The sequence below is a fragment of the Streptomyces sp. NPDC047061 genome (genome assembly GCF_040643955.1).
GTDB lineage: Bacteria > Actinomycetota > Actinomycetes > Streptomycetales > Streptomycetaceae > Streptomyces.
The window spans coordinates 203,267-227,415 of the sequence record NZ_JBEYVI010000012.1; the positions used below are offsets into that span (position 1 = coordinate 203,267).

The following is a 24,149-nucleotide window of genomic DNA, read 5'->3' on the forward strand; positions in this document are numbered from 1 at the left end:
CGGATGGTCCGGCTCGATGTCGATCCCGCGCTGCTGCTGGAGACCGAGGAGCAGCGCCAACTACGAGCGGTTCTCAGGGATGTGCTCACGGACGCCTGCGGGCCCGAGCGGGTCCGCGAGCAGGCCGCGAGCCCGCGCGGATTCGACCGGGCGCTGTGGGACAGGCTCGCCGGCGAGATCGGCGTGCACGGCCTCGCCGTCCCCGAGGAGTACGGCGGCGCCGGCTACACCTTCGCCGAACTCGCCGTCGCCCTGGAGGAGACGGGACGCGTCCTGTGCCCCGCGCCGCTGCTGCCGACCGTCGTACTGGCGGGGGAGGCCCTGCTGGCGAGCGGCGATCGGCGGGCCTGCGAACGCTGGTTGCCCGGCATCGCCTCCGGCGCCCGTACGGCCACCGTCGCCGGAGTGCTGCACCCCGCTCAGGTGACCGCCGAGCGCGGTCCCGACGGCTGGGTGCTGCGCGGCGAGGCGGACTTCGTGCCCGACGGCGAGGGCGCCGAGCTGCTGCTGGTCGCCGCCCTCGCCCCGGACGGCGCGCGACTGTTCGCCTGCGCCCCGGACGCCGCGGCCTGTCGTCGCACGGCGCGCCGCGTGCTCGACCCCACCCGCCGCCAGGCGCACCTCCGCCTCACGGGCGCCGCGGCCGAGCCCGTCGGCGAGCCGGGACAGGCCCCGGCGACAGCCGCCGCCGTACGGGACGCCGGACGGGCGGCGCTGGCCGCCGAGCATGTCGGCGGCAGCGCGCACGCCCTGGACGCCATCCTGGACCATGTGTCCTACCGAACTCAGTTCGGTAGGGTTATCGGCTCGTTCCAGGCGATCAAACACCGGCTGGCCGACCTCCTCGTCGCGATCGAGGGCGCCCGCTCGACGTCGTCGTACGCGAGCGTCTGCCTGGCTGTGCGACGGCCGGAGCTGCCCGTCGCCGCGAGCGCCGCGGCGGTCGCCTGCACCCATGCGTATCGCCTGGCCACCACCGAATACGTCCAGCTCCACGGCGGAATCGGCTTCACCTGGGAGCATCCGGCCCACCTCTACCTGCGTCGCGCCAGGGCCGACGAGGCGCTGTTCGGTACAGGGGACGACCATGCCCTGCGGCTGGCCGGACTGCTCGGCCTCACCGGCCGCAGCGGCTGAGCGCACGCGTTCGCTCTCCGGCCGGTCACGTTCCAGACCATTGACAGGGGCATCTACCGCCCCCAAAATCGAACTCAATTCAGTTCAGTTTGGAGGAGCTCATGGCAGTCGAAGACGAGATCCAGTTCGAGCGGGACGGGCAGGTGGCGCGGGTCTGGTTGAACCGCCCGCACAAGAAGAACTGCGTGACCGTGCCGATCCTCAACCGCCTCGACGAGATCATCACCGAGGTCGACGCGGACCCCGAACTGCGTGTGCTGGTGCTGCGCGGTCGCGGCGGCACCTTCTGCTCCGGGTTCGATCTGGACAGCCTCAGGGCCGACTTCGTCGGCAGGTCCAACGCGATCGACGTCGCCGTGCTGTCGGCCAAGGTCTGCGACCGGCTGTACTCGATGAGGACCCCGTCGATCGCCGTCCTCGAAGGGCATGTCACCGCCGGCGGCTTCGAGCTGATGATCTCCTGCGACTTCGCGATCGCCGCGGACGACGCCCTGATCGGCGACTTCCACATCCGCCGCGCCCTGTTCGGCGGAGCGGGGCCGATCTACCGGGTGCCGCGGATGATCGGCGTCCGCAAGACCAAGGAGCTCATGCTCACCGGCAAGCTGCTCACCGGGGTCGAGGCCGCCGAGTTCGGGCTCGTCAACTCCTCGGCGCCCGCGGACAAACTCGACGCCACCGTCGAGGAGTTCGCCGACCAGCTCGTCGACAAGAGCCCGTTCACCATGTGGATCACCAAGATGACCATCGACCGGAGTCTCGACGCGGACATCCAGTCCCTGATGGTCATGGAACACCTCGCCGTCGGCGTGATGCTCAACTCCGAGGACGCGGCGGAGGGCGTGGCGGCCTTCCTGGAGAAGCGGGAGCCGCAGTGGAAGGGCCGCTGAGCGCCGCGGCGGGGACCGGGAGCCCGCTGCGTGGCTCCCGGTGCGCCGGCTGCGCGGTGGCCGCCTACCCGGCCCGCCCCGGGTGCCCGCGCTGCGGGGGACCGGCCGAACCGGTCCTGCTCTCCGCCACGGGCACGCTGTGGACCTGGACCGTGCAGCGGTACCCGCCCAAGTCGCCGCCGTACGTCCCGCCCGCCGCCGGATTCACCCCGTACACCGTCGGATACGTCGAACTCCCCGAAGGCGTACGGGTGCTGGCCGCCCTCGACATCCGGCCCGAGGACGCCGAGATCGGCATGCCGGTCACGGTCACGGCGGGGGACGGCGTGCCCAGGGGCGTGGGAGCCGTCGTATGAGCGGCGCGGACGTACTCGTCTGCGGTGCCGGGATCACCTCCTTCGCCCGGACGGAGGCGACCGGCCGGGAGCTGGCGGTGCAGGCCGTACGTGCCGCTCTCCACGACGCCGGACTGCCCTGGTCGCGGGTGCGGGCCGCGTACGGCGGCAGCGACGCGGCCGGCAACGCCGACACCCTCGTCTCCGAACTCGGCCTGACCGGGGTGCCGTTCACCAACGTCCGCAACGGCTGCGCGACCGGCGGCAGCGCGCTGGTGTCCGCTGTCCACGCGATCCGGTCGGGGGCGGCGGACGTGGCCCTCGCCGTCGGCTTCGACAAGCACCCGCGCGGCGCCTTCGCCCCACGGCCCGCCGAGTGGGGACTCGACGAGGCGTACGGCCGCGACGGGCTGATGGTCACCACCCAGTTCTTCGCCCTGAAGATCCAGCGGTACATGCACGACCACGGCATCAGCCCCCGCACCCTCGCCCTGGTCGCCGAGAAGGCGTACGCCAACGGCGCGCTCAACCCGCTCGCCTGGCGGCGCAAGCCGCTCGACGCCGACGAGATCCTCGCGTCCGGCATGGTCAACGACCCGCTGACCCGCTACATGTTCTGCTCGCCCGGCCAGGGCGCCGTCGCCCTGGTGCTGTGCAGCCGCGCCGTTGCCCGCGAACTCGGCGGCACACCGGTCACCCTGCGGGCGGCCGTCGTACGGACCCGCAGCTTCGGCTCCTTCGAGGTGTTCAGCCCCTGGGCGCCGCCCGGGATCCCGACGAGCGTGAGCACCGACGCCGCACAACAGGCCTTCGAGGAGGCCGGGTTGGGACCCGCCGACATCGACGTGTGCCAGCTCCAGGACACCGAGAGCGGCGCCGAGGTGATGCACCTGGCGGAGTGCGGGTTCTGCGCACACGGCGAACAGGAGTCGCTCATCCCGTTCGGGGCGACCGGGATCGGCGGCTCACTGCCGGTCAACACCGACGGCGGCTGCATCGCCAACGGCGAACCCATCGGGGCCTCCGGGCTGCGCCAGGTCCACGAGGTCGTCCAGCAGTTGCGCGGCCGGGCGGGCGAGCGCCAGGTGCCGGGTGATCCGACGGCCGGCTTCACCCACGTGTACGGCGCGCCGGGCGTCAGCGCCTGCACCGTGCTGACCCGCTGAAGGGAGGACCATGGATGGCATACCCGGCCCGGACGAGTTCCGCGCCGAGGCCCGCAACTGGCTGACCGGCGTGGCGAAGGAACGCACCGCGCACCGGGACTGGGGCCGGGGCGACGACTCGGTGGCCGTCTTCGAGAACCGGACCGAACCCGAAGAGTGCGCCCACACCGACCTCGTACGGCAGTGGGAACGCACCCGGTACGACCACGGCTGGGGCGCCCTCGACTGGCCACCGGAGTACGGGGGCCGTGAACTGCCCTCCTACTACGAGCAGTTGTACCGCGCGGAGGAGGCGGCCTTCGACGTGCCGCGGCGTACCGAGGTCTTCCCGGTCACCCGGCAGCTCGTCGCCCCCGCCATCCGTATCTGGGGCACCGACGAACAGAAGCGGCGCTGGCTGCGCCCCATGCTGCGCACCGACGAACTCGCCTGCCAGCTCTTCTCGGAGACCGAGGCCGGCTCCGACCTGGCCGGTGTCCGTACCCGTGCCGTACGGGACGGTGACGGCTGGGTGGTGCGCGGCCACAAGGTCTGGACGTCCGGCGCCCGGGTCGCCACCTGGGGCGTGGCCGTCTGCCGTACCGACCCCGACGCCCCCAGGCACGCGGGCATCACCGTCCTCCTGGTCCGGATGGACGCCCCGGGCGTGACCGTACGGCCCATCCGCCAGATGACCGGCGGCGCCAGCTTCAACGAGGTCTATCTCGACGACGTGTTCGTGCCCGACACCGACCGGCTCGGTCCGGTCGGCGAGGGCTGGCGGGTCACCCTCACCGTGCTCGCCGCCGAACGCCTCGACTCCGGCGGCCTCGGCCTGGACAACGCCGAACGCGCCCTCGACCTCGCCCGGCGGCTGCCCCGCCCGCTCACCGGCGCAGAACAGCAGCAGGCGGCCGACCTGTACGTGCGCAGCCTCGTCCAACGGCTCACCGGACTCCGGGTGACGGCCACCCTGGCGGCCGGCCGCGAACCGGGCGCCGAGGCCTCGGTCGGCAAGCTGCACGCCACCGCGACCATGCGCGCCACCACCGATCTCGTCCAGCAACTCCTCGGACCACGGCTGGCCGCCGACACGGGGGAGTGGGGCACGTTCGCCTGGACCGAGCACCTGCTCGGCGCCCCCGGCTACCGCATCGCCGGCGGCAGCGACGAGATCCAGCGCAACATCCTGGCCGAGCGTGTGCTCCGGCTGCCCAAGGAACCCAAAGGGGTGGGGAGTTGAGTACGACGACCGAAGTGGCCGAACTCGGCCGCCGGGTCCGCGAGCGGCTCGCCGACCGGCACCCGCACGAGACCCCGGGCGACCTGCGGACCCTGCCCGGCGGACACTCGGGCCTCACCTACTCGCTCACGGCGGGAGCGGTCTCGTACGTCGTGAAGGCGGTGCCACCCGGACAGCGTGCCGTCGGCCGCAACGACGTCCTGCGGCAGGCCCGGATCCTGCGCGCGCTCGCCGGGTCACCGGTGCCCGTCCCGGCCGTCGTGGCCGTGGACGAGACCGAACCCGCCTGGTTCGCCATGGAGTTCGTGGACGGCGAGGCCGTCGAACCGGTCCTCGACGAGCACGGTCCGGAACCCGCACTGTGCCGGACCCGCATGCTGGCCCTGGCCGACGTGCTGCGGGATCTGCATCGGACGGCCGTTCCGTCGGATCCCGAACCCCTGACCCCGGCCGCGGAGCTGGCGCGATGGAGCCACACCATGCGGGCGGTCCCGCCCGAACTCCGGCCCGGTGCCGAGGAACTGCTGAGCACCCTGGCCGCACACATCCCCGACGGCACGGCACCCACCCTCACCCACGGCGACTTCCGCCTCGGCAACGTCCTGTGCCGCGGGGAACGGCCGACGGCCGTAGTCGACTGGGAGATCTGGGGGTACGGCGATCCGCGCATCGACCTCGCGTGGTTCCTCCTCTTCACCGACCACCGCAACTTCCCCCGCCTCGGCCGCCCGGTCCCCGGGCTGCCCACCGAGGAAGAGCTGCTCACCGCCTACCTCGACGGCCGTCCCGAACCGCCCGCCCTCGACTGGTTCCGCGCCCTGGCCCGCACCAAGATGGCCGCGATCATGGGCCACAACCTGCGCAGGCACCGCGAGGGCAAGCACCACGACCCCGACCAGGAACGGCTGCCCCCGACCATCGCGGCGATGATCCGCACGGCCGGCGACATCCTCGCCCAGCGATCCCGAAGGGCCCAACGGTCCCGACGGTCCCCACGGCCTTGAAGGAGCCGCACCATGGATTTCGGACTCTCGCCGAGGGCCGAGGAACTCCGTTCGCGCATGGCCGCGTTCATGGCGGAGTACGTCCTGCCCGCCGAGCCCGTCCACGACCGCCAGCTCGCCGAGGCGGACGACCCGCACCGACTCCCCCCGGTCATGCGGGAGCTGAAGGAGAAGGCGCGCGCCGAAGGGCTGTGGAACCTCTTCCTCGCCCACGGCGACTGGGGCGCCGGCCTCACCAACCTGGAGTACGCGCCGCTCGCCGAGCTGGCGGGCCGCTCCGTCATCGGCCCCGAGGTCTTCAACTGCTCGGCACCGGACACCGGCAACATGGAACTCCTCGCCCTCTTCGGCACACCGGAACAGCAGGACCGCTGGCTGCGACCGCTGCTGGCCGCCGAGATCCGCTCCTGCTTCGCCATGACCGAACCCGAGGTGGCCAGCTCCGACGCACGCAACATCCGCACCCGCATCACCCGGGACGGCGACGAGTACGTCGTCGACGGGCACAAGTGGTACACCTCCGGGATCCTCGACCCGGACTGCCGGCTGATCATCCTGATGGGGGTCTCCGACCCGGACGCTCCCACCTACCGGCAGCAGAGCATGCTGCTGATCCCGCGCGACACCCCCGGCATCACGATCCTGCGCGACCTGCCGATGTTCGGCTACACCGACCGCTGCGGCCACGGCGACGTGCTCTTCGAGGACGTACGCGTGCCCGCGTCCGCGCTGCTCGGCGGCGAGGGCGAGGGATTCGCCCTGGCGCAGGGGCGGCTGGGGCCCGGCCGTATGCACTACGCCATGCGCGCGGTCGGATTCGCCGAACGCGCCCTGGAGCTGATGTGCCGCCGGACCCTGACCCGGAGCGCCTTCGGCGGGCCGCTCGCCGAACAGGGCGTCGTGCGCGAGTGGATCGCCCGCAGCCGCATCGAGATCGAGCAACTCCGCCTGCTCGTCCTGAAGTCGGCCTGGCTGATGGACACCTCCGGCAACGCGGCCGCCCGCACCGAAGTCGCCGCGATCAAGGTGGCCGCACTGGAGGTGGCCCACCGGGTGGTCGACCGCGCGGTCCAGGCGCACGGGGCGGCCGGGGTCAGCGACGACACCGTACTGGCGCGCCTGTACGCCATCACCCGGGCACTGCGGATCGCGGACGGGCCGGACGAGGTGCATCTGAGCACCGTCGCACGACGCGAACTGGCCAGGTATCCCGAGGAGTCGGCATGAACGCACAGGCACTGAACGCACAGGCATTGAACGCACAACCACTCAATGCGCTGCCGCTGGACGGACGGGTGGCCGTCATCACCGGCGGCTCCCGGGGGATCGGTCTCGGCATCGCGAAGGCGTACCGGGAGGCGGGCGCCCATGTGGTGATCGCCGCCCGCAAACCGGACGGACTGGCAGCCGCCCGTGCGGAGTTGCTGCGGGTCAAGGGCGACGGCGAGGTGCACGAGGTGGTCGCCCACGCGGGCCGGCCGGAGGACGCCGAACGGTGTACCGAGGAGACCATGGACCGGTTCGGCCGGCTCGACGTCCTCGTCAACAACGCGGCCACCAACCCGTACATGGGCCCCCTCCTCGACCTCGATCCGCCGCGCGCCCACAAGACCGTGGAGGTCAACCAGTACGGCATGGTCGCCTGGACCCGGTACGCCTGGCGGGCCTGGATGCGGGAGCACGGGGGAGCCGTCGTCAACATCGCCTCCGTCGGAGGCCTGGTCGTCGATCCGCACATCGGCTGGTACAACGCCACCAAGGCGGCGATGCTCCACCTGACCCGGCAGCTCGCCTACGAACTCGGGCCGCAGGCCCGCGTCAACGCCATCGCGCCCGGTCTGATCAAGACCGAACTGGCGCGGGCCGTATGGGAACCGCGCGAGCCGATCCTGACCGCGAAGCTCCCGCTGCGCCGACTGGGCACGGTCGAGGACGTGGCGAACGCGGCCGTGTTCCTCGCATCCGGGGCCTCCTCCTGGATGACCGGCCAGACGCTCGTCCTGGACGGCGGGGCGACCGCGCTGCCGATCGGGGTGGAAGGGTGACCGGCGCGGGCCCGCACCTGTTCTCGCTCGAAGACCGGACGGCCGTGGTCACCGGGGCCTCGTCAGGACTGGGCGCGCGGTTCGCCACGGTGCTCGCGGCAGCCGGGGCCACCGTCTTCGCGGCCGCCAGGCGACCGGACCGGCTGAAGGAACTGGCCGACGCCGACCCGCGCATCCACCCCGTCGTCTGCGACGTGGCGAAGGAAGCGGACCGCGTCCGGCTGGCCGGAACCGCCTTCGAACACACCGGCAGGCTCGACGTGCTGGTCAACAACGCGGGGGCGTCCGGTGCCGTGCGCGCCGAGGACGAAAGCCCCGGTGACTTCGCGGACGTCCTGGCCGTCAACCTCGTGGCACCGTTCCATCTGGCCCGGCTGCTCGCCGAGGCACGGCGCGATCATGACCGTACGAGCTCGGTCGTCAACGTCTCGTCCGTCCTCGGGCTCGTCTCCGGTGCCCCGCTCGGCGGGGCCGCCTACGCCGCTTCCAAGGCCGGGCTCCTCGGGCTGACACGCGAGCTCGCCGGGCAGTGGGGAGGGGCGGGAGTACGGGTGAACGCCCTCGCCCCCGGCTGGTTCCGCTCCGAGATGACCGACGCGCTGTTCGCCGACGAGCGCTCCCGGCGCTGGGTGGAGCGCGGCACGATGCTCGGGCGCGGCGGCGCACCGGGCGAACTCGACGGCGCGCTGCTCTACCTGGCCTCGGACGCGTCCTCGTACTGCACCGGGCAGGTGCTCACCGTGGACGGCGGGTGGACGGCGCGATGAGGGTCACGGTCGGGATCGACGACGACGGGGTGGCCCACGTCGAGATGTGCCGGGGCTCGGGCAACGCGATCGACCTCGCGACGGCCAGGGGGCTGCTGGAGGCGGCGCGGGAGTGCGAGGCGGCCCGGGTGCGGGCGGTGCTGCTCACCGGGCGGGGGAGCTCCTTCTGCGTGGGCGGCGACCTGAAGGAGTTCGGCGCCCTGCCCGGGGAGCTGCTGGCGGGGCATCTCACCGAGGTCACCGACGCCCTGCACGGGGCGCTGCGCATCTTCGCCGGGCTGGACGCGCCGCTGGTCGCGGCGGTGCAGGGAGCCGTCGCCGGGGCCGGACTCGGACTCGCCCTGGCCGCCGACCTGGCGTTCGCCGCCGACGACGCCGGTTTCACGGCCGCGTACACCGCGGTCGGGTACTCGCCGGACGCCGGGGTGAGCTGGCTGCTGCCCCGCCTCGTCGGCCCCAGGCGGGCGCTGGACCTGCTGCTGACCAACCGGCGGGTGCCCGCCGGGGAAGCGCTGGAGATCGGGCTCGTGAGCAGGGTCGTCGCACCAGAGCGGCTCCGGGAGGAGACCACGGGCGCCGCGAGGATGCTGGCGCGCGGGGCCACCGAGGCGTACGGGGTGACGCGGCGGCTGGTCGCCGGCGCGTTCTCGGCCGGGCTGGACGAACAGCTCGACGCGGAGGCCCGGCGGCTCGCCGCCGCCGCGGTGTCCGGGGAGGGACGGGAGGGCCTGGCCGCGTTCCTCGGCCGGCGACGGCCGGACTTCGTGCGTGCGGAAGCACGGTGACGGGCGGGGGTGCCCGGGGGCTCGCGTCCCGTCGATTCGAAGCCAACCTGAACTTGGGTCTACTCTCGGACGACCGGCCGGTGATCGGAACCGGCTGTGGAGCAGAGGGAGCGGCGATGGCAAGGGCACGGATCGTGGATCCGGAGGAGGGGCCCAGGTCGAAGCGGGCGGCCATCCTGGTGGCCGCGGTGGAGCGGTTCGGGGAGGACGGCTACGAGAGCACCAAGTGGTCCGAGGTGGCCGACCGGGTCGGCATCGGGCAGACCGCGCTCTACCACTACTTCGAGTCGAAGGCCCACTGCCTGCTCACCATCATGCGCCTGGAGCTCCAGCGCTCCCACGACCAGTTCGTCGAGGCCACGAAGGACGTGACGGAGCCGGTCGAGGAGGTGCGCGCGGCGGTACGCGCCGCCTTCGCGGTCAGCGAGCAGGAGATCCGCCAGATGCGCATCCTGCAGGCCAACATGTCCCTGCTGGCCAACCCCCGCAAGTCCAAGCGGGAGGAGACCGAGCGGGTCGCGGCCCGCCAGCTGGTGCAGATGGTCGAGCGGGACTGGACGAACCTGCTGATGCGGGGCATGTCCAAGGGCGCTTTCCCGCTGCGTGACGCCCACACCCTCGGCCTGTCCGTGCTCGGCATGATCGTCAGCGTCTGGCGCTGGTACCGCCCGACCGGAGCGATCCCCCTCGCCGAGATCAGCGAGATGATCGAGGGATGCGTGGTGCGCATGGTCGCCGAGTAGTCTCCGGATCCGTCCCGCCTCTTGTCGGGGTCGGGGCGGCCGTCCTACAGTCAAACTGAACTGAACTCAGGTTGTTCCAAGGGGTGCGAGGGAGAGCGATCGGCAATGGTGCTGCGCGAGTACATGGCCCGTATGGACGGCCAGGATCCGGAGAAGGCCCTGGAGTTGGTGGAGCCCGGATTCCGGTTCCTCATCGCCCTGCCCGGCGGCGAGCGGAGCGGGACCTCGCGTGCGGAGTTCGCCGCGTACATAGCGGGGCGCCGGGCCGTGGACCGTACCCATGAGATCAAGAGGTTCGCGGTCGACGGCGATGTCGAGACGGCGTACGGCTTCGTCGTCGAGAAGGGCGTCACCACGGGGGCGTTCCTCTCCGCCGCGCAGATCTCGCCCGCCGGGCTGATGGCCCGCTACCAGTCCTTCTTCACCACCGACTTCGACCTGGTGGACCGGCCGTGACCGCCCCGGCCACGCAGTCCACCGCGGCGTTCCTGACCCGGTGGTTCGCCCTCCTCGACAGCGAGGACGCCGACCGCGTCCTGGACCTGATCAGCGACGACTTCTCCTTCTCCATCCTCTTCTCGACCGGGGGCGGCGGCGCGACCGACTTCCACGGCGGCCGGGCCGAACTGGAGGGCTACCTCGCCCAGCGCGAGGTGGGCGTCCGCACGCACCACCTGCTCACCGCGGGCACCGTCGGCCGGGACGAACTGTTCCTCGGCGAGGTACGGCGCTCCGGGGTGCCGGAGGCCACCTTCGTGGCCGGCGCCCGCCTCGACGACACCGGCCGGCTGCGCCGCCTGATGATCGGGCGCTCGCCCGAGGTGCTGTTCACCTGAGAAGCCCGAGGAGGGCGCCGTGTACAACCTGATCCTGCTGGCCGCCCGGCCGCCCGAGTGGACGCACGAGCGGTTCATCGGCTGGTGGCGCGGCGAACACGCCGAACTCACCCGCGTCCTGCCCGGACTGCGCTCCTGGCGGCACACCGACATCGACACGGCCCTCGAACCGCGCTCCGAGGGCTGGGACGGGGTCTCCGTCCTCGGCTTCGACACCGCCGAGGACCTGCGCAAGGCGCTCGCCAGCCCCGAGTGGGCGGCCGCGGTCGCCCAGGTCGGGGACATGCGGGGCCGGCGGATCGCCGTCATGGGCGGCGAGACGGAGCTGTACCCGGGCTGAACACGCCCGTCCGGGACGGACGGTCACCCACCACCTTTCACGCGAAGAGGCGAGGAAGCAGCGGATGCGACAGACAGTGCGGGAGTTCCAGGAACGCGCGGAGAGCGCCGACTTCACAGCCGTCGTCGACGACTTCGGCCGGCACGGCGCGCGTGACCTGCTGGCGCGCGCCGCCGAACTGGCCGACGCCATGGCACCGGACGGAACGCCCGGCGGGACCGTCCTGCTCCAGGCCGACAACTCCTGGCGCACCGTCGCCGCGACCCTCGCCGTGGGGCTGACCGGCGGGGTCCTGGCGCTGGTCAACCGGCACACGACCGAGGCCGAGTTCGCGGCGGCGCTGGAGGACATCCGCCCCGACGTCGTCATCGCCGAACCGTCCGCGGCCGAGGCATGGCGGGCGCGGGAGGGCGTCGCGGATGCCGGGGAAGGCGGGTCGGGTGCGCGGACGGCCGGCGCCCTCGACGGCTGGGAGGTGCTCGCCGGCCACGGCCCGCGCGATGTCTCCTGCTGGTCCGGCGGCACGCTCGTCGGCCTCACGTCCGGCTCCACCGGGCGGCCCAAAGGGGTGGTCCAGTCCGAGAGCGCCCTGCGCTACGCATGCGCCCGCACCGCGGAGATCAACGGGCTGCGCGCCGGCGACGCGGTGGCCGCGATCGTGCCGCTCTCCTCGACCGCGGCGTACTGCTTCGGCGTGGGCATGGCACTGATGCTGGGCGGCCCGCTCGTCCTCGGCGGCCGGTGGGACCGCGAGGAGGCACTGGCGCGGATGTCCGCGAACGACGTCCGATGGACCATGTGCGTGCCCACCATGGCACTCCAGATGGGCTCGGCGGCCGCGGGATCACGGGCTCTGGCAGGCGTCCGCTCGATCACCGTCGGCGGCGGTCCCATGGACCGCGGCGCCCTCGCCCGTGCCGAGCGCTCGCTCGGGACCCGGATCCTGCGCGTCTTCGGCATGTCCGAATGCCTCGGGCACACCTCCCCGCGTCCCGACGACCCCGAGGAGATCCGGCTGGGCCGGGACGGACGCCCTTTCCCCGGCACCGAGTTGCGCGCGGTCGGCGCCGACGGCACCGTCCTGGGCCCCGGCCGGACCGGCCGGGCCGAGGTCCGCGGCCCCTCCCTGTTCCTGGGGTACGCCAGGGACGGCAAGGTCGAGCCGCCCGCTCTCACCCCGGACGGCTTCTTCCCCACCGGGGACCTGCTGGTGACCGGCGACGACGGGACGGTCACCGTCATGGGCCGGGAGAAGGACGTCATCATCCGGGGCGGCCGCAACCTCGACATCACGGAGATCGAACGCGCCGTCGCCGCCCACCCGGGCATCGCCCGCGCCTGTGTGGTGCCCGTACCGGACCCGCTGCTCGGCGAACGGGCGGCGGTGCTCGTGGTCACGGAGGACGGCCACGAAGGCATCGGCCTCGACGACATCACCGCACACCTCGACCGCACCGGTCTGTCCAAGGCCAAGTGGCCCGAATTCGCCTTCACCGTGGCCGAGTTGCCCCAGACCACGGTGGGCAAGCTCGACCGTTCCGGAGCCCGCAGACTCGCGCACGAACTGCACACCCGGCTCTCCCCGGAGCCGGCCCCGCAACCGCACCGGCAAGGAGACGCATGACCACCCCCACGACCCGCACCTCCCGCTTCGACCGCGGCCGGTGGGCGCAGGCGGGTACCGAGACCGTACGGCCCGGCGTCCACCGCATCCCGCTCCCGCTGCCGGACGACGGGCTGCGGGCGGTCAACGTGTACGCGTTGGAAGGCCTCGTGGACGGGCTGGTCCTGATCGACGGGGGCTGGTCGATCCCCGAGTCCCGCAAGGCACTGGAGGAGGCGCTCACCGGCCTCGGCCACGACCTCGGCGAGATCAGCCACATCCTGGTCACCCACATCCACCGCGACCACTACACCCAGGCCGTGACACTGCGCAGGCTGCTCGGCTCCCGGGTCTACCTGGGCGCCGGCGAACGCCGGGGCCTGGAACTGCTCGGAGCACTGCGCACGACGCGGCCGGCCGGTTCGCTGGAGACACTGACGCGGTCCGGCGCGGGCGAACTCGCCGAGCGCGTGGCCGCGATGGACCACGGCGACTTCGACCCGGGTGTGTGGGAGGCCCCGGACCGCTGGCTGGAGGCCGAGGAACTCCGGTTCGGCGACGCGAGGCTGGCGGTCGTCCCGACCCCGGGCCACACCCGGGGCCACGTCGTCTACCTGGACCGGGCCCGGGGCCTGCTGTTCTCCGGGGACCACGTCCTGCCGCACATCACTCCGTCGATCGGGTTCGAACTCGGCCCTGCCGAACTGCCGTTGGGGGACTACCTCGACTCGCTGCGGATGCTGACGACGCTCGCGGACGCCCGGCTGCTGCCCGCGCACGGCCCGGTGGGCGACAGCGTGCACGGCAGGGTCGGAGAGCTGCTGGCCCACCACGACGACCGGCTCGCCCAGACCCAGGCGGTCCTCGGCGACCGTACGCTCAACGCCCACGACGTGGCGGGGGAGTTGGGGTGGACGCGGCGCAAGGTGCCCTTCACCGGCCTGAACGCCTTCAACCAGATGCTCGCGGTCAACGAGACCGCGGCCCACCTGGACGTACTGGTGGCCCGCGGCCATGTCCGGCGCACCCGGTCGGCCGAAGGCGTCGACCACTACACCGCGCCCCCTCGGACGCCGACCGCTCTCGCCTAGCGTGCCGTCCAGCCTCCGTCGACATACAGCTCCGAGCCGGTCATGAAGCTCGCGTCGTCGGAGGCCAGGAACGCCACGGCCGCCGCGACCTCCTCGGGCGTCCCGAGCCGGCCGAGCGGTGTGCCGTCGAGCATCGACGCCAACCGCGGTGTGCCCCGCCACAGTTCACGGGACCGGGGCGTCTCGATGAAACCGGGATGCAGGGAGTTGACCCGGACACCGCGCCGCGCCCAGTGCAACGCGGCGTTCTTCGTCATGAGACGCACGGCACCCTTGGCCGCGTGGTAGGAGAACTGGGAGCCGAAACCGCCGACCGTACCGAAGATCGACGCGACGTTGACGACGGAGCCGCCCCCCGAACGCTCGATGGCCGCGCCGCCGTGCTTCATACCGAGCCAGACCCCGGTCTGGGTCACCCCGATCACCTGGTCCCAGGACTCCCGGGTCTCCGTCTCGACGGTGCGCATCGCGGCGATACCGGCGTTGTTCACCAGCACGGACAGCGAGCCGAACCGACCGGTCACCCGGTCCACGACAGCCTCCCAGGCCGACTCGTCGCTCACGTCCAGCGCCAGCCCGACGGCCCCGCCGCCGACCTCGTCGGCGAGCTTCTCGCAACCCTCCCCGTCGACGTCCGTCACCACCACCGTGGCGCCCTCGGCCGCGAGCCGTCGGACGACGGCGTCGCCGATGCCTCCGGTCGCGCCGGTCACCAGGGCCACCCGGCCGCCCAGCCTCGCCTCCATCACACCCGTCCCTCCCTCGGTCCCTCAGCCCTGACGCCGCGCCAGGCCAGCGCGCCGCCGTCGATCACATGGGCGGCGCCCGTGATGAACGCCGCGCTGTCCGAAGCCAGGAAGCAGGCGAGCCGCGCCACCTCCTCCGGCCGTCCCAGCCGTTCCACCAGCTGCGGGGCCACCAGTTCCCGTGTCATCGCCTCGTGGTCCCCGGCCGCGGCGGAGTACTCCCGCGTCAGCTCTGTGTCGATGACGCCGGGACAGAGGCAGTTGCAGCGCACCGGGGCCAGGTCGACCGCGGTGACCTTGGTCAGATGGATGACACCGGCCTTGGTGACGCCGTAGGCGGGGCAGTTGGGGAAGCCGACCAGGCCGGAGACGGAGGCGGTGTTGACGATGGCCGGGCCGCGGGCGGAGCGGCGGAGGTACGGTGCCGCGAACTTGGTCGTCAGCCAGACGGCCTTGAGGTTGACCTCGTAGACGGCGTCCCAGACCTCCTCGGGGAGCGAACCGACACCGTGGTCCTGGCCGGTCGTGAACGCGGTGTCGATCACTCCGGCGTTGTTGACCAGCACATCGAGGCCGCCGAAGCGGTCAGCACACCCTGTCACCATGGCCTCGATGTCGTCGCGCACCCGCAGATCACACCCGACCGCCTCGGCCTTCGCCCCCTCGGCGCGCACCATGGCGGCGCTCTCGCCGACGCCCGCCTCGTCGAGATCGGCGACGACCACGGCAGAGGCGCCCTGCCGGGCCAACTCCACCGCGATGGCCCGCCCGATGCCCCGGCCCGCCCCGGTGACGAGAGCGACCTTGCCCTTGAGGGAACCGTCCATGCCCCACTCCCTTCTGCCGAGAACCCCGAACTGAACTAACTTCAGTTCATGGTCAGGAGTCTAGGTTCCTGCGGTGAGAGCGACAAGGAGTGCGCACCGGCGACTCCTCATGGACGCGGGCCGTCCCTGTGGGGGCGTACGGTCAGGCGGTGAACCCGTGGGTGCCGGAACCCACGCGGTACACCGCGCAGCCGTCCTCCCGGCGCAGGAACGTGCCGTGGGTGTGGGTGACCGCCGCCGGGTCGGACGCCGGGATCCATACCTCGGCCGTCGTGTTGGGCGGCACCTCGCAGGTCAGGGCGAAGCGGCCGGACCGCAGCCGTCAGCGGGTGGAGACGGGCCCGTACACCGAGGTGAAGGTGGCGCGGGCGGTGGTGACGGTGCCGCCCGGACGGGGACGGATGACGATCTCCCGGTAGCCGGGCCGCCCCGCCGCGATGCCGGCGATGTTCGTGTACATCCACTGGCCCACCGAGCCGTAGGCGTAGTGGTTGAAGGAGTTCATGCCCGGGTCCTGGAAGCTGCCGTCCTGGGTTCGGATCATCGAACGCGGATGAGAGCGCCGCCGCGGCATGGGCGGATTGCATCTCGGAAGTGCCTTGCCGATCATGCCTGATGCGGTCCTGGAGAAACCCCGTCATCGCAGGTCGCAAGGCACTTCTTCGTTTCTGGAAGAACCATCCACCGGCATCAAGCCGGGTGATCCGGACTCAGCGCACCAGGCAAGGGGGCTCTGACAGTACCTGTATCACCCGGGTCTCCCAGACGTCCAAAACGCCTGTCAACCTGGTTGAGTCGAAAGCGCCGACAACACTTCATGGACACGCGCTGCAGCTTTACCCTCATCAGTTCAATTCAGCTGGCCCGAATGCGCGACCGTGTCGGCGCATTGTTCCACGGCAGAAGGGACGGAGATCAATGGCGGATGCCCAATTCACCACTCGTACGGGACTTTTCGACCTGAGTGGGAAGTATGCCCTTGTCACTGGCGGCACCAAGGGCATTGGGATGATGATAGCGCGCGGCCTCCTCCAGGCGGGCGCCCGCGTTGTCATCAGCTCACGCAAGAAAGACGCGTGCGCGGAGGCGCAGCATCTACTGTCCGAATTCGGCGACGTTCAGGCAATTCCCGCCGACCTGTCCAGGCACGACGAGTGTCAGCGCCTCGCTGATCTTGTCAGGGTCGACTCGGAACGCCTGGACATCCTTGTCAACAACGCGGGAGCGATGTGGCGCGAGCCGCTGGCGACGTTCCCGGACGAGGCCTGGGACGCAGTGATCGACCTCAACCTCAAGTCGCCTTTCTGGCTGGTGCAGGCGCTGCTTCCCGAACTTCGCAGGGCGGGCACCGCCGATGATCCCGCGCGGATCATCAACATCGGCAGTATCGCCGCCATCCACGTCGCCCAGTCGCCCAACTACTCGTACGCCAGCAGCAAAGCGGCACTCCATCAACTCACCCGAGTGCTTGCCAGAGAGCTGGGCCCACAGCACGTCACGGTGAACGCGGTAGCACCGGGAGTGTTCCCGTCACAGATGATGGCGTCCACGCTCGATGCCATCGGCGACACGATCGCGGCGGCGGCCCCTCTGCGCCGGCTCGGCCGCGACGACGACATGGCCGGTATCGCCGTGTTCCTCGCCAGCCGGGCCGGGTCTTACCTCACGGGCACCGTTATCCCGGTAGACGGCGGCATCGCGACGACCGCAACGGGTACCCCTTAGGCTGCGGAACGGGCATACGGTGAGGGGATGGCCACGATGGACCTACGCACCGAGATCCGGGAGTTTCTCAGCTCGCGTCGCGCCCGCATCGCACCCGAGCGGGCGGGCCTTCCCGCTTACGGCGGCAACCGTCGGGTCAAGGGCCTGCGCCGCGAGGAGGTAGCGCTACTGGCGGGGGTTTCGGTCGACTACTACGTGCGCATGGAGCGCGGCAGCCTCGCCGGTGCCTCCGACGGCGTGCTCGACGCGTTGGCCTCCGCCTTGCAACTCGACGAGGCCGAGCGCGACCACCTGTTCCACCTCGCGCGCCGATCCAGGGCGCCCAGCGGCCCACGTCGGCGCAGATCTGCCGTGACGGTGCGCTCGACACTGCAACAGGTGCTCGACGCGATCTCCGTTGCACCGGCCTGGATCAGTAACGGCCGTTATGACGTGCTCGCCATGAACCAACTCGCCCGCGCGCTGTTTTCACCGGTGCTGGCCGACCCGCGACGGCCAGCGAACACAGCGCGGTTCGTCTATCAAAATTCCGCGGCGGCCAGAGATTTCTTTGTCGACTACGACCAAGTTGCCGGTGACGCGGCCGCGAAGCTACGCATGGAAGCCGGCCGCAATCCGCACGACGAGGAGCTGATCGCCCTGGTCGGCGAACTGTCAACGTGCAGTGAGCTGTTCCGGCAGCGGTGGGCCTCTCAGGACGTGCGGCTGCACCGGTCCGGAAGCAAGCGGGTACACCATCCGATCGTGGGCCGGCTCGACTTGGACGTCGAGTCCCTGGAACTGCCCGCCGAACCCGGCCTGCACCTCAACGTCTACACCGCACCCGCGGGCACACCGACCTTTGACAATTTGGCGCTCCTGGCGTCGTGGGCGGCCACCCAACAGACGCTGGCGACCGAGCTCGAAGCACACAACGGATAGTCCAACCCCTTCAGCCGTACTAAAGGGTGTTGCACAAGGCCGTGTTTTTGCAGGTCAGAGCTGTGATCGCGGTCTTCTGGTCATGATGCGAGGGCGAGGTTGTGCATGTGGGCGACGGCCTGGACCGCGTGGTGGAGGCCGTCGCCGTGCTGCCGGCAGTCGCGGAGGATCTTGTAGTTCTTCATGCGGCCGATGACGTGCTCCACCCGCGCACGCACCTTGCGGTGGGCAGCGTTGTCGTCCTCCTCGCCCGGCAGCAGGGGCCGGTGAGGGCGTTTGCGGTGCGGCACGACCATCCCGCAGTTGAGGTAGGCACCGTCGCCCGGCACCGGCCGGGCGACGGCGATCACAAGACGGGTGTCCGCGTCTACGATGACCTGCACGTTCGCCGAGAACCGGTAGTTGCGTGACGATGAGCCGATGTTCCGGTCGCGCACCGGGATCAGGGTGCCGTCCACGATCCACAACCGGTCCGCCGCATCAGCGGTACGGGAGACAGGCTCAAGCGCCAGCAACGGACCAAGCCGCTGGACGACCCGGCACACCGTGGAAGAGGAGACACCGAACAGCGGGCCCAGCTGCCGCATGGTCAGGTTCGTGGGGTAGTACACCGCGACCATCAGCACCCGCTCGGCCAGCGGCAACGCCCACGGCCGGCCCCGCAAGGTGCCGCTGCCGCCCCGCTTCCGCACCACCTTCAACAGCCCCGAGAACTGCGTCACCCGCAGTCCCGTGAACGTCTCCACCCACACCCGCTCAGCACGTAAGACACCGGCCATACAGAGGAAATGACCAGCTCAGAGCCTTGTGCAACACCCTTCTAGTAACCACGCCAGTTGAGGCGATCTCCTAGTGGACTCCAGCAGCCTGCAGTACGCCGAGATCATGGCTTCCTCGGTCCTCGGCTTCATCCCGCTCCTCGCGGTCTTCCTGGTCTTCCGGCGGCAGATAGTTCAGTGCATCGCCACGACGGGCCAAGTGACACACCGCGCCCCTGGAGCGAGGGCGCCGACGTCACCTGCGGCCGGCCACCATGCGCAGAGTGGGTTCGTTGCGGAGCCTGACGAAGGTGGTGGCCAGCGCGACGGCCTGGACGAGAGCGCAGACCAGCATCACGTCGCTGAGACGGGCCGGCCGCGTGAGCGCCACGAGGACGCCCGCCGCGGGGAAGGGCAGCAGCAGGAGAAGCATCGTCAGGGAGAGCGTCGCCCCGAGTGCCGTGGTAGGGATGATCAGCGACCGCACCGTACGCAGTACGACCGTGAGGCCGCCGTCCCCCGCCATGAAGATCGCCACCAGGACGGTGTAGGAGACGAAGGAGGGGACCTGGGTGAGGGCGAGGCACGCGGCGGAGGCGAGCGTCGCGGACACCATGCCCACCCCCCAGAGGTCGACGCGGCTCAGCACGAGCCGGCAGCACGTGATGGCCAGCAGGGTCGCCACGGCGGCCGCGGACCACATGGCGCCGACGTCGGCGGAGGAGCGCCCGAACGTCTCCACCACGATCACCGGACTGGCGGACTGGAGCAGGCCGAGGGCCAGGTTGGAACAGGCCAGCCCGGTCACCAGCCAGCCCAGCGCGGGAAGCGTCAGCAGTGTCCGCAGGCCCAGGCGCAGCGCGCCGCCCTTTCCGGTGCCGTCGGCGCGTGCGGCGCGCAGCGGAGTCGGGGGAGTCTGCAGGCCGAGCACGGCGGCGATCAGGGACACCGCGCTCAGGCATCCGAGCATCCAGTCCGGACCCGCCAGGAGGAGCAGGCCTGCGAGCAGCGGACCGGCGACCGTGGCGGACTGGTCGATGCTGACCAGGACCGTCTGGATTCCGTGCGGTCGGGCTTGGTCCCGCCGGGTGACGATCGCTCCGACGGCCTCGTTGGCGACGAAACTGAACTGGGACAGCGTTCCGGTGACGGCCGCCAGGACCAGCGTTACAGCGGTCTCCGCCGGGCCCGGCGGCAGCATGAGCAGGGCCACCGCGGAGACGGCCACCACCACGGCCCGCGCGAGCGAGGCGATGAAGCAGACGATCGCCGCACCGCGTCGGTCGACCGCCTTGCCGGCGACGACGAACGCCGCGATCCGCGGCGTCCACTCCAATGCGAACGCCAGGCCCGTCAAAGACGCGGAACCGGTAATGGACAGGACCAGGAGGGGCATGGCGTACGTCGCCATGGAGAACGCCAGCGCGTCACTCGCGCGCGGAGCATATATTCGCCGAAAGAGACTGCCGGCCGGAACGGCGGCATGCCGACCGACAGGCCGGTCCTCGTGCACAGTGATGGCCACGAAAGAGGGAGACTCTCGATAGATGTGTGGGGGAGGGTTAGGGGAGATCCCGGTCACTGCACGGAAAATGCATGTCTGAAAAAGACCGAGTTGCGTCTGCGCCCATCAGGCTGCGCACCAGGGGCACCTTGCCTCCGCTCTGAGGAAGGAAGAGGAACTGGCATGCCGACGGCGCCAGTTGACGGCTGAACTATACAGCTCACAGAGTGACGCGGCGTATTCGGTGCGCGAGTCTCCGGCGGAGAGCGATATGCCCTTCTCTGGGGCATCGGTGAATTCCTCGGTGCCCCGTCGCCGGCCCGGCGGAGTTGTGCGTCAGGCCCGCACGCTGTCCGCATGGAGTGGGAGGTCAAGAAAAAGGCCGCGAGCACCGGCGGCCCGGTCGTCTCCACCCGGGCCTGCTTCGGGTTCACCGCCGCGCCCGGCACCACCGACGACGCCCGGTCCGCCAATCACTCAGGCCCTGCCACCCCGCCGGCCAGACCGGCTGTTCGAAGCCCGGGACGCCGGCGCCAACGAGCCGCAGGGGAAGTCCTTGTCGGTGGCGTCGAGGGCGAGGAGGAGGGTGGTGGTGTGTCTGTCGGCCGTAGCGATCGGTGAATCGCTCAAGGTAGGCGGTGCAGGGGGTGTTCTCGCGGAGCACGTAGGCGGCGGCGTGCCCCAGGGCCAGGGGAAGGAGCAGATCATCTCCGTATGGGCAAGGAGCGCTGACCGTCGAGGCCGGTCAGGTGGTGGATTGTCCCTCAACCTCACCGAACCCCTTCGCGGCTTGCGATCTGTTCTCCGTGCCCGACGGGCACTGACACCTGACGACGTATGGTTGCGTTCGGTGGCGTTTTCGGGGGTTGCCGTCGTGACTACCGCGGGGGCGGGACGGACCGAGCCTCCGTGAGAATACGGTTTGGCCCGCATATGGTCGGGATCTTGGTCGTGAACTGGGCAAAGCCGGAGTCGGAGAGGGCCTCGCTTGAAGACGGGGCGTGATGCGCGAAGCCGGGAGAACGAACAGACCTTCTTGAAGTCCTCTACCTGACGCTGTTGACCTGCGGTAATGCTTCCTTCGCAGTATCTGACCTGCTGCCACGCGTCTTTCACGGCCTTTCAGGGGCATGCCGCGTTGTGCGGCCGCCTCTCCCCACGTGCTCCCCAAGGCCGCTCATACACCCCACATTCTCCCCAGAGGAGGCCCCGGTCAGGGGAACGGGCGGCGCGGTGCTCTTGTCGGCCTCATGGCGGACGCGGCTACAGTGTGGGGCGGTTCTTCTGCCGGGCAGGGGTAGCCATGGGAATCGATGATGTGGTCGGCCTCGCCGTCGCTGTGGTGGTGGACCGGGGTGCGGCGGAACCATGCTGGGATGCGGGGCGGCCCTGCCGACCGTGTGGCTGCAGTTGGCGTAGTAGGCGCTGCGGCTTGTCGTCGGCGACGGCCTGCCCGGTACCGTCGCTGTCGGCTTGTGGGCCGGTGGCGAAGGTGAACCCGAGCGTGGGGCAAGCGGTCCCTGACGTGCGCGAATGGCCTGTCGACAGTTTCATGCTGGTGCCGGACGGACGCTCTTGCGGCGTCAAAGATCTCTGGATCTGATCCAGGCAACCGTGAGTACCAGAGCCGTGCCGGTCGCGGTGCCGCCGAATTCCAGAGCCGCGTGGACAAGCAGGTCGGAGCGGTCGGCCACGGCCCAGTCCTCGCCCGCGTACAGCGGTATGTCCGTCACGAGTTCCTCGTCGTCCTGGAAGGTCAGGCCTTCGATGTCACCGCGCCCTTGTCGGCCGCCGGGCAGCTGCCACGTGCCTCGGCACGGGCCGCCCCAGTTGCAGTGGACGTATCCCTTCGTCGCCGTCCGGTGGCCGGTGACGAACCGGTAGGTGTTCCTCGCGGCGAACCACAGCGGCACCGCGAGCGTGCCCAGGCACACCACCAACACCACCCGGTGCCACCACTTCAGCCCCTTCACCGGACCCACTTTCCATGCTCTCCTGATCGTCCTGCCGGCCGGCCGGGGAGGCCCGGCGAGCGGCGCCCGGTCCCGGGCCTGTCTACAGGAGGTACTTCCACTTGGTCATGCGGTCCTTCAGGTCGACGGTCGGTCCGTCGAGGGTGAAGGTGCCGTCTCCGCGGTGGTGGAACAGCTGCGGCTGGGGCTGGGAGGGGTCGGTCCAGGCCCTGACGGGCTCCAGCAGGAAGAGGCTGTAGGAGGCCACGAGGCTGGTGTCGGCGACCCTGCACTCGATGTTGGCGAGGCATTCGGCGACCAGCGGTGCCTGGACCTTCTCACCGGTCACGGCGGTCAGGTCGAACTCCTCGAACTTGTCGGCATCGGCCCCCGAGCAGTTGCCGATGTCGACCACGGTGGCGGCCATGTCCGCCGTAGGGATCGAGACGACGCACTCCCCGGTCTCGACCAGGGCCTGGTAGCTGTGGTCCCAGGGACCGATCGTGCACGCGATCAGTGGCGGGACATGGCGCACCATCATGTTGAACCCGTTGGTCATCACGTTCGGGACGCCGCGGGCCGGGTGGTGACCAGGATGACGGGGCCGGGTTCGACGAGGCGGTGGACCTGGTCCAGGGGATGCGGCCGAAGGTCGTTCACGGTGATCATGTCTGCTCCCGATGCCGTGCGGTCTGTGGCATCGAGTGTCGGCAGGCGGGCACACCCCTATGCAGGCCGCGTTCTTCCTGGGTGTGCCACTACCAGCCTGTACGGGAGCTCACATACTCAGCTGCCCGCGTCCACCGCTGCCGTCCGGGCCTGCTGAGGCTGGGCGGCCATGGCCCGCAGCGTCTCGAAGGCGGTTGCCGTCGGGCCGGCCGGCTCGGCCTGGTAGACCACCAGCTGCTGGTGCGGGGCGCCGTTGACGGTGAAGGCCGCGAACTTGATGTGCAGGTCCCCGACCTGGGGGTGCTTGAGGTGCTTGCCCTCCTGGGACTTGCCCTTGACGTCGTGCAGTTGCCAGAGCGCGGCGAACTCCTCGCTCTGGGCGGACAGTTCCGCGACGACCTCGGCGATGCGGGCGGACTCGGGGTCGTGGCCGTAGGCGGCCCTGATCTCGGCGACACAGGAGTGCGCGGCCCGCTCCCACTCCTGGTAGAAGTCGCGCCCCGCCGGGTCCACGAACACCATCCGGGCGAGGTTGTCGAACTTCTCGAAACCGCTGTGCAGGGCCGTGGCCAGGGAGTTGCCCGCCATGATGTCGAGGGCCGGCCCCGCGACGAAGGCAGGAGTGTGGTCCCATCCGTCCATCAGCTGCAGCAGCTGCGCGCTGACGTCGACTTCGCCCCAGTTGTGCGGGCGCTGAGGGGCGGCCAGGCAGAGGCGGTTGAGGTGGTCGGTGGACTCCGCGTCCAGTTTCAGCGCGTGCGCGACGGCAGCGACGACTTGTGGGGACGGGCTGCTCTCGCGTCCTTGCTCCAGCCTGATGTAGTAGTCGGAGCTGACTCCGGCGAGCAGCGCGACTTCCTCTCTGCGCAGCCCCGGTACCCGGCGTCGTCCGTGTTCGGGGAGACCGACGTCGTGCGGCTTCAGGGCTTCTCTGCGGGCTCGGAGAAAATCACCCAAAGGCGTCCCATTGCTCATGCGGCAAGACTAGCCTCGCGCTTTCATGAGCGTGCTCGTCCATGCCTTGATCAAATAAGCGGAGAGTGCTCCTGACCTGCAACGATGGGACTTGTCTAGGGTCCTGTT

The 24,149-nt window shown here is 70.7% G+C and carries 25 protein-coding genes and 1 pseudogene; 18 read left to right on the top strand and 8 right to left on the bottom strand.

The features are described from left to right. Nucleotides 1-3: 3 nt before the first annotated feature. The 16 genes from ABZ887_RS19890 to ABZ887_RS19965 all read left to right on the top strand — a co-directional run bounded on the left by ABZ887_RS19890 (nt 4) and on the right by ABZ887_RS19965 (nt 13,964). A complete protein-coding gene (locus ABZ887_RS19890) occupies nt 4-1,137 on the top strand; it encodes an acyl-CoA dehydrogenase family protein (RefSeq protein WP_361290967.1) in 1,134 nt (377 codons plus the stop codon). A gap of 101 nt (nt 1,138-1,238) precedes the next feature. Then, nucleotides 1,239-2,027 (top strand): enoyl-CoA hydratase/isomerase family protein, encoded by a 789-nt coding sequence (locus tag ABZ887_RS19895; RefSeq protein ID WP_361290970.1) that lies wholly within the window; start codon nt 1,239-1,241, stop codon nt 2,025-2,027. Then, on the top strand, nt 2,012-2,383 hold the full coding sequence (locus ABZ887_RS19900) for an OB-fold domain-containing protein (protein WP_361290973.1): 372 nt from the start codon (nt 2,012-2,014) through the stop codon (nt 2,381-2,383). The genes ABZ887_RS19895 and ABZ887_RS19900 overlap by 16 nt, the downstream gene beginning before the upstream one ends. After that, a complete protein-coding gene (locus ABZ887_RS19905) occupies nt 2,380-3,528 on the top strand; it encodes a thiolase family protein (protein ID WP_361290977.1) in 1,149 nt (382 codons plus the stop codon). Before ABZ887_RS19900 ends, ABZ887_RS19905 begins: the two co-directional genes overlap by 4 nt. A 10-nt stretch (nt 3,529-3,538) precedes the next feature. Then, nucleotides 3,539-4,750, top strand: a complete 1,212-nt coding sequence (locus ABZ887_RS19910; protein ID WP_361290980.1) for an acyl-CoA dehydrogenase family protein — start codon at nt 3,539-3,541, stop codon at nt 4,748-4,750. Further along, nucleotides 4,747-5,754: a phosphotransferase family protein gene (locus tag ABZ887_RS19915; RefSeq protein WP_361290983.1), complete on the top strand. Its 1,008-nt coding sequence runs from the start codon at nt 4,747-4,749 to the stop codon at nt 5,752-5,754. Before ABZ887_RS19910 ends, ABZ887_RS19915 begins: the two co-directional genes overlap by 4 nt. A 12-nt stretch (nt 5,755-5,766) precedes the next feature. Beyond that, nucleotides 5,767-6,981 (top strand): acyl-CoA dehydrogenase family protein, encoded by a 1,215-nt coding sequence (locus tag ABZ887_RS19920; protein WP_361290986.1) that lies wholly within the window; start codon nt 5,767-5,769, stop codon nt 6,979-6,981. Then, nucleotides 6,978-7,799, top strand: a complete 822-nt coding sequence (locus ABZ887_RS19925) for an SDR family oxidoreductase (RefSeq protein ID WP_361290989.1) — start codon at nt 6,978-6,980, stop codon at nt 7,797-7,799. Before ABZ887_RS19920 ends, ABZ887_RS19925 begins: the two co-directional genes overlap by 4 nt. Beyond that, nucleotides 7,796-8,566, top strand: a complete 771-nt coding sequence (locus ABZ887_RS19930; RefSeq protein ID WP_361290992.1) for an SDR family oxidoreductase — start codon at nt 7,796-7,798, stop codon at nt 8,564-8,566. Before ABZ887_RS19925 ends, ABZ887_RS19930 begins: the two co-directional genes overlap by 4 nt. Beyond that, nucleotides 8,563-9,351: an enoyl-CoA hydratase-related protein gene (locus ABZ887_RS19935; RefSeq protein ID WP_361290995.1), complete on the top strand. Its 789-nt coding sequence runs from the start codon at nt 8,563-8,565 to the stop codon at nt 9,349-9,351. The genes ABZ887_RS19930 and ABZ887_RS19935 overlap by 4 nt, the downstream gene beginning before the upstream one ends. Before the next feature lie 116 nt (nt 9,352-9,467). After that, nucleotides 9,468-10,094, top strand: a complete 627-nt coding sequence (locus ABZ887_RS19940; RefSeq protein WP_361290998.1) for a TetR/AcrR family transcriptional regulator — start codon at nt 9,468-9,470, stop codon at nt 10,092-10,094. Nucleotides 10,095-10,199: 105 nt separating this feature from the next. After that, a complete protein-coding gene (locus ABZ887_RS19945) occupies nt 10,200-10,550 on the top strand; it encodes a nuclear transport factor 2 family protein (protein WP_361291001.1) in 351 nt (116 codons plus the stop codon). Then, a complete protein-coding gene (locus tag ABZ887_RS19950) occupies nt 10,547-10,930 on the top strand; it encodes a nuclear transport factor 2 family protein (RefSeq protein ID WP_361291004.1) in 384 nt (127 codons plus the stop codon). Before ABZ887_RS19945 ends, ABZ887_RS19950 begins: the two co-directional genes overlap by 4 nt. 19 nt (nt 10,931-10,949) lie before the next feature. Beyond that, nucleotides 10,950-11,270, top strand: a complete 321-nt coding sequence (locus ABZ887_RS19955; RefSeq protein ID WP_361291007.1) for an EthD family reductase — start codon at nt 10,950-10,952, stop codon at nt 11,268-11,270. Between the two features lie 64 nt (nt 11,271-11,334). Continuing rightward, entirely contained in the window at nt 11,335-12,894 is a 1,560-nt protein-coding gene (locus ABZ887_RS19960; protein WP_361291010.1) for a class I adenylate-forming enzyme family protein, read from the top strand. Then, a complete protein-coding gene (locus ABZ887_RS19965) occupies nt 12,891-13,964 on the top strand; it encodes an MBL fold metallo-hydrolase (protein ID WP_361291013.1) in 1,074 nt (357 codons plus the stop codon). Before ABZ887_RS19960 ends, ABZ887_RS19965 begins: the two co-directional genes overlap by 4 nt. Here the strand turns inward: ABZ887_RS19965 and ABZ887_RS19970 are convergent. The 3 genes and pseudogenes from ABZ887_RS19970 to ABZ887_RS19980 all read right to left on the bottom strand — a co-directional run. Then, nucleotides 13,961-14,710, bottom strand: coding sequence for a glucose 1-dehydrogenase (locus ABZ887_RS19970; protein ID WP_361291016.1), 750 nt, complete (start codon nt 14,708-14,710; stop codon nt 13,961-13,963). The genes ABZ887_RS19965 and ABZ887_RS19970 overlap by 4 nt on opposite strands. Further along, complete coding sequence (locus tag ABZ887_RS19975; RefSeq protein ID WP_361291019.1) at nt 14,710-15,537, bottom strand: glucose 1-dehydrogenase; 828 nt, start codon at nt 15,535-15,537, stop codon at nt 14,710-14,712. The genes ABZ887_RS19970 and ABZ887_RS19975 overlap by 1 nt, the downstream gene beginning before the upstream one ends. A gap of 142 nt (nt 15,538-15,679) precedes the next feature. Next, a pseudogene (locus ABZ887_RS19980) lies at nt 15,680-16,066 on the bottom strand (alpha-L-rhamnosidase C-terminal domain-containing protein); the annotation flags it as partial. A 389-nt stretch (nt 16,067-16,455) separates the two neighbouring features. Here ABZ887_RS19980 and ABZ887_RS19985 point away from each other — a divergent pair. Both ABZ887_RS19985 and ABZ887_RS19990 read left to right on the top strand, forming a co-directional pair. After that, nucleotides 16,456-17,262: an SDR family oxidoreductase gene (locus ABZ887_RS19985; protein ID WP_361291022.1), complete on the top strand. Its 807-nt coding sequence runs from the start codon at nt 16,456-16,458 to the stop codon at nt 17,260-17,262. A 27-nt stretch (nt 17,263-17,289) separates the two neighbouring features. Next, a complete protein-coding gene (locus ABZ887_RS19990) occupies nt 17,290-18,183 on the top strand; it encodes a helix-turn-helix transcriptional regulator (protein WP_361291025.1) in 894 nt (297 codons plus the stop codon). Nucleotides 18,184-18,263: 80 nt separating this feature from the next. Here ABZ887_RS19990 and ABZ887_RS19995 read toward each other — a convergent pair whose 3' ends face one another. The 5 genes from ABZ887_RS19995 to ABZ887_RS20015 all read right to left on the bottom strand — a co-directional run bounded on the left by ABZ887_RS19995 (nt 18,264) and on the right by ABZ887_RS20015 (nt 24,041). Next, on the bottom strand, nt 18,264-18,962 hold the full coding sequence (locus ABZ887_RS19995; RefSeq protein WP_361291028.1) for a transposase family protein: 699 nt from the start codon (nt 18,960-18,962) through the stop codon (nt 18,264-18,266). Nucleotides 18,963-19,197: 235 nt separating this feature from the next. After that, entirely contained in the window at nt 19,198-20,466 is a 1,269-nt protein-coding gene (locus ABZ887_RS20000) for an MFS transporter (protein ID WP_361291031.1), read from the bottom strand. 1,562 nt (nt 20,467-22,028) lie between these two features. After that, nucleotides 22,029-22,427: a hypothetical protein gene (locus ABZ887_RS20005; protein ID WP_361291034.1), complete on the bottom strand. Its 399-nt coding sequence runs from the start codon at nt 22,425-22,427 to the stop codon at nt 22,029-22,031. A 73-nt stretch (nt 22,428-22,500) separates the two neighbouring features. Beyond that, nucleotides 22,501-22,956, bottom strand: coding sequence for a flavin reductase family protein (locus ABZ887_RS20010; RefSeq protein ID WP_361291058.1), 456 nt, complete (start codon nt 22,954-22,956; stop codon nt 22,501-22,503). A 227-nt stretch (nt 22,957-23,183) separates the two neighbouring features. Beyond that, a complete protein-coding gene (locus ABZ887_RS20015; protein WP_361291037.1) occupies nt 23,184-24,041 on the bottom strand; it encodes a helix-turn-helix transcriptional regulator in 858 nt (285 codons plus the stop codon). Nucleotides 24,042-24,149 lie beyond the last annotated feature (108 nt).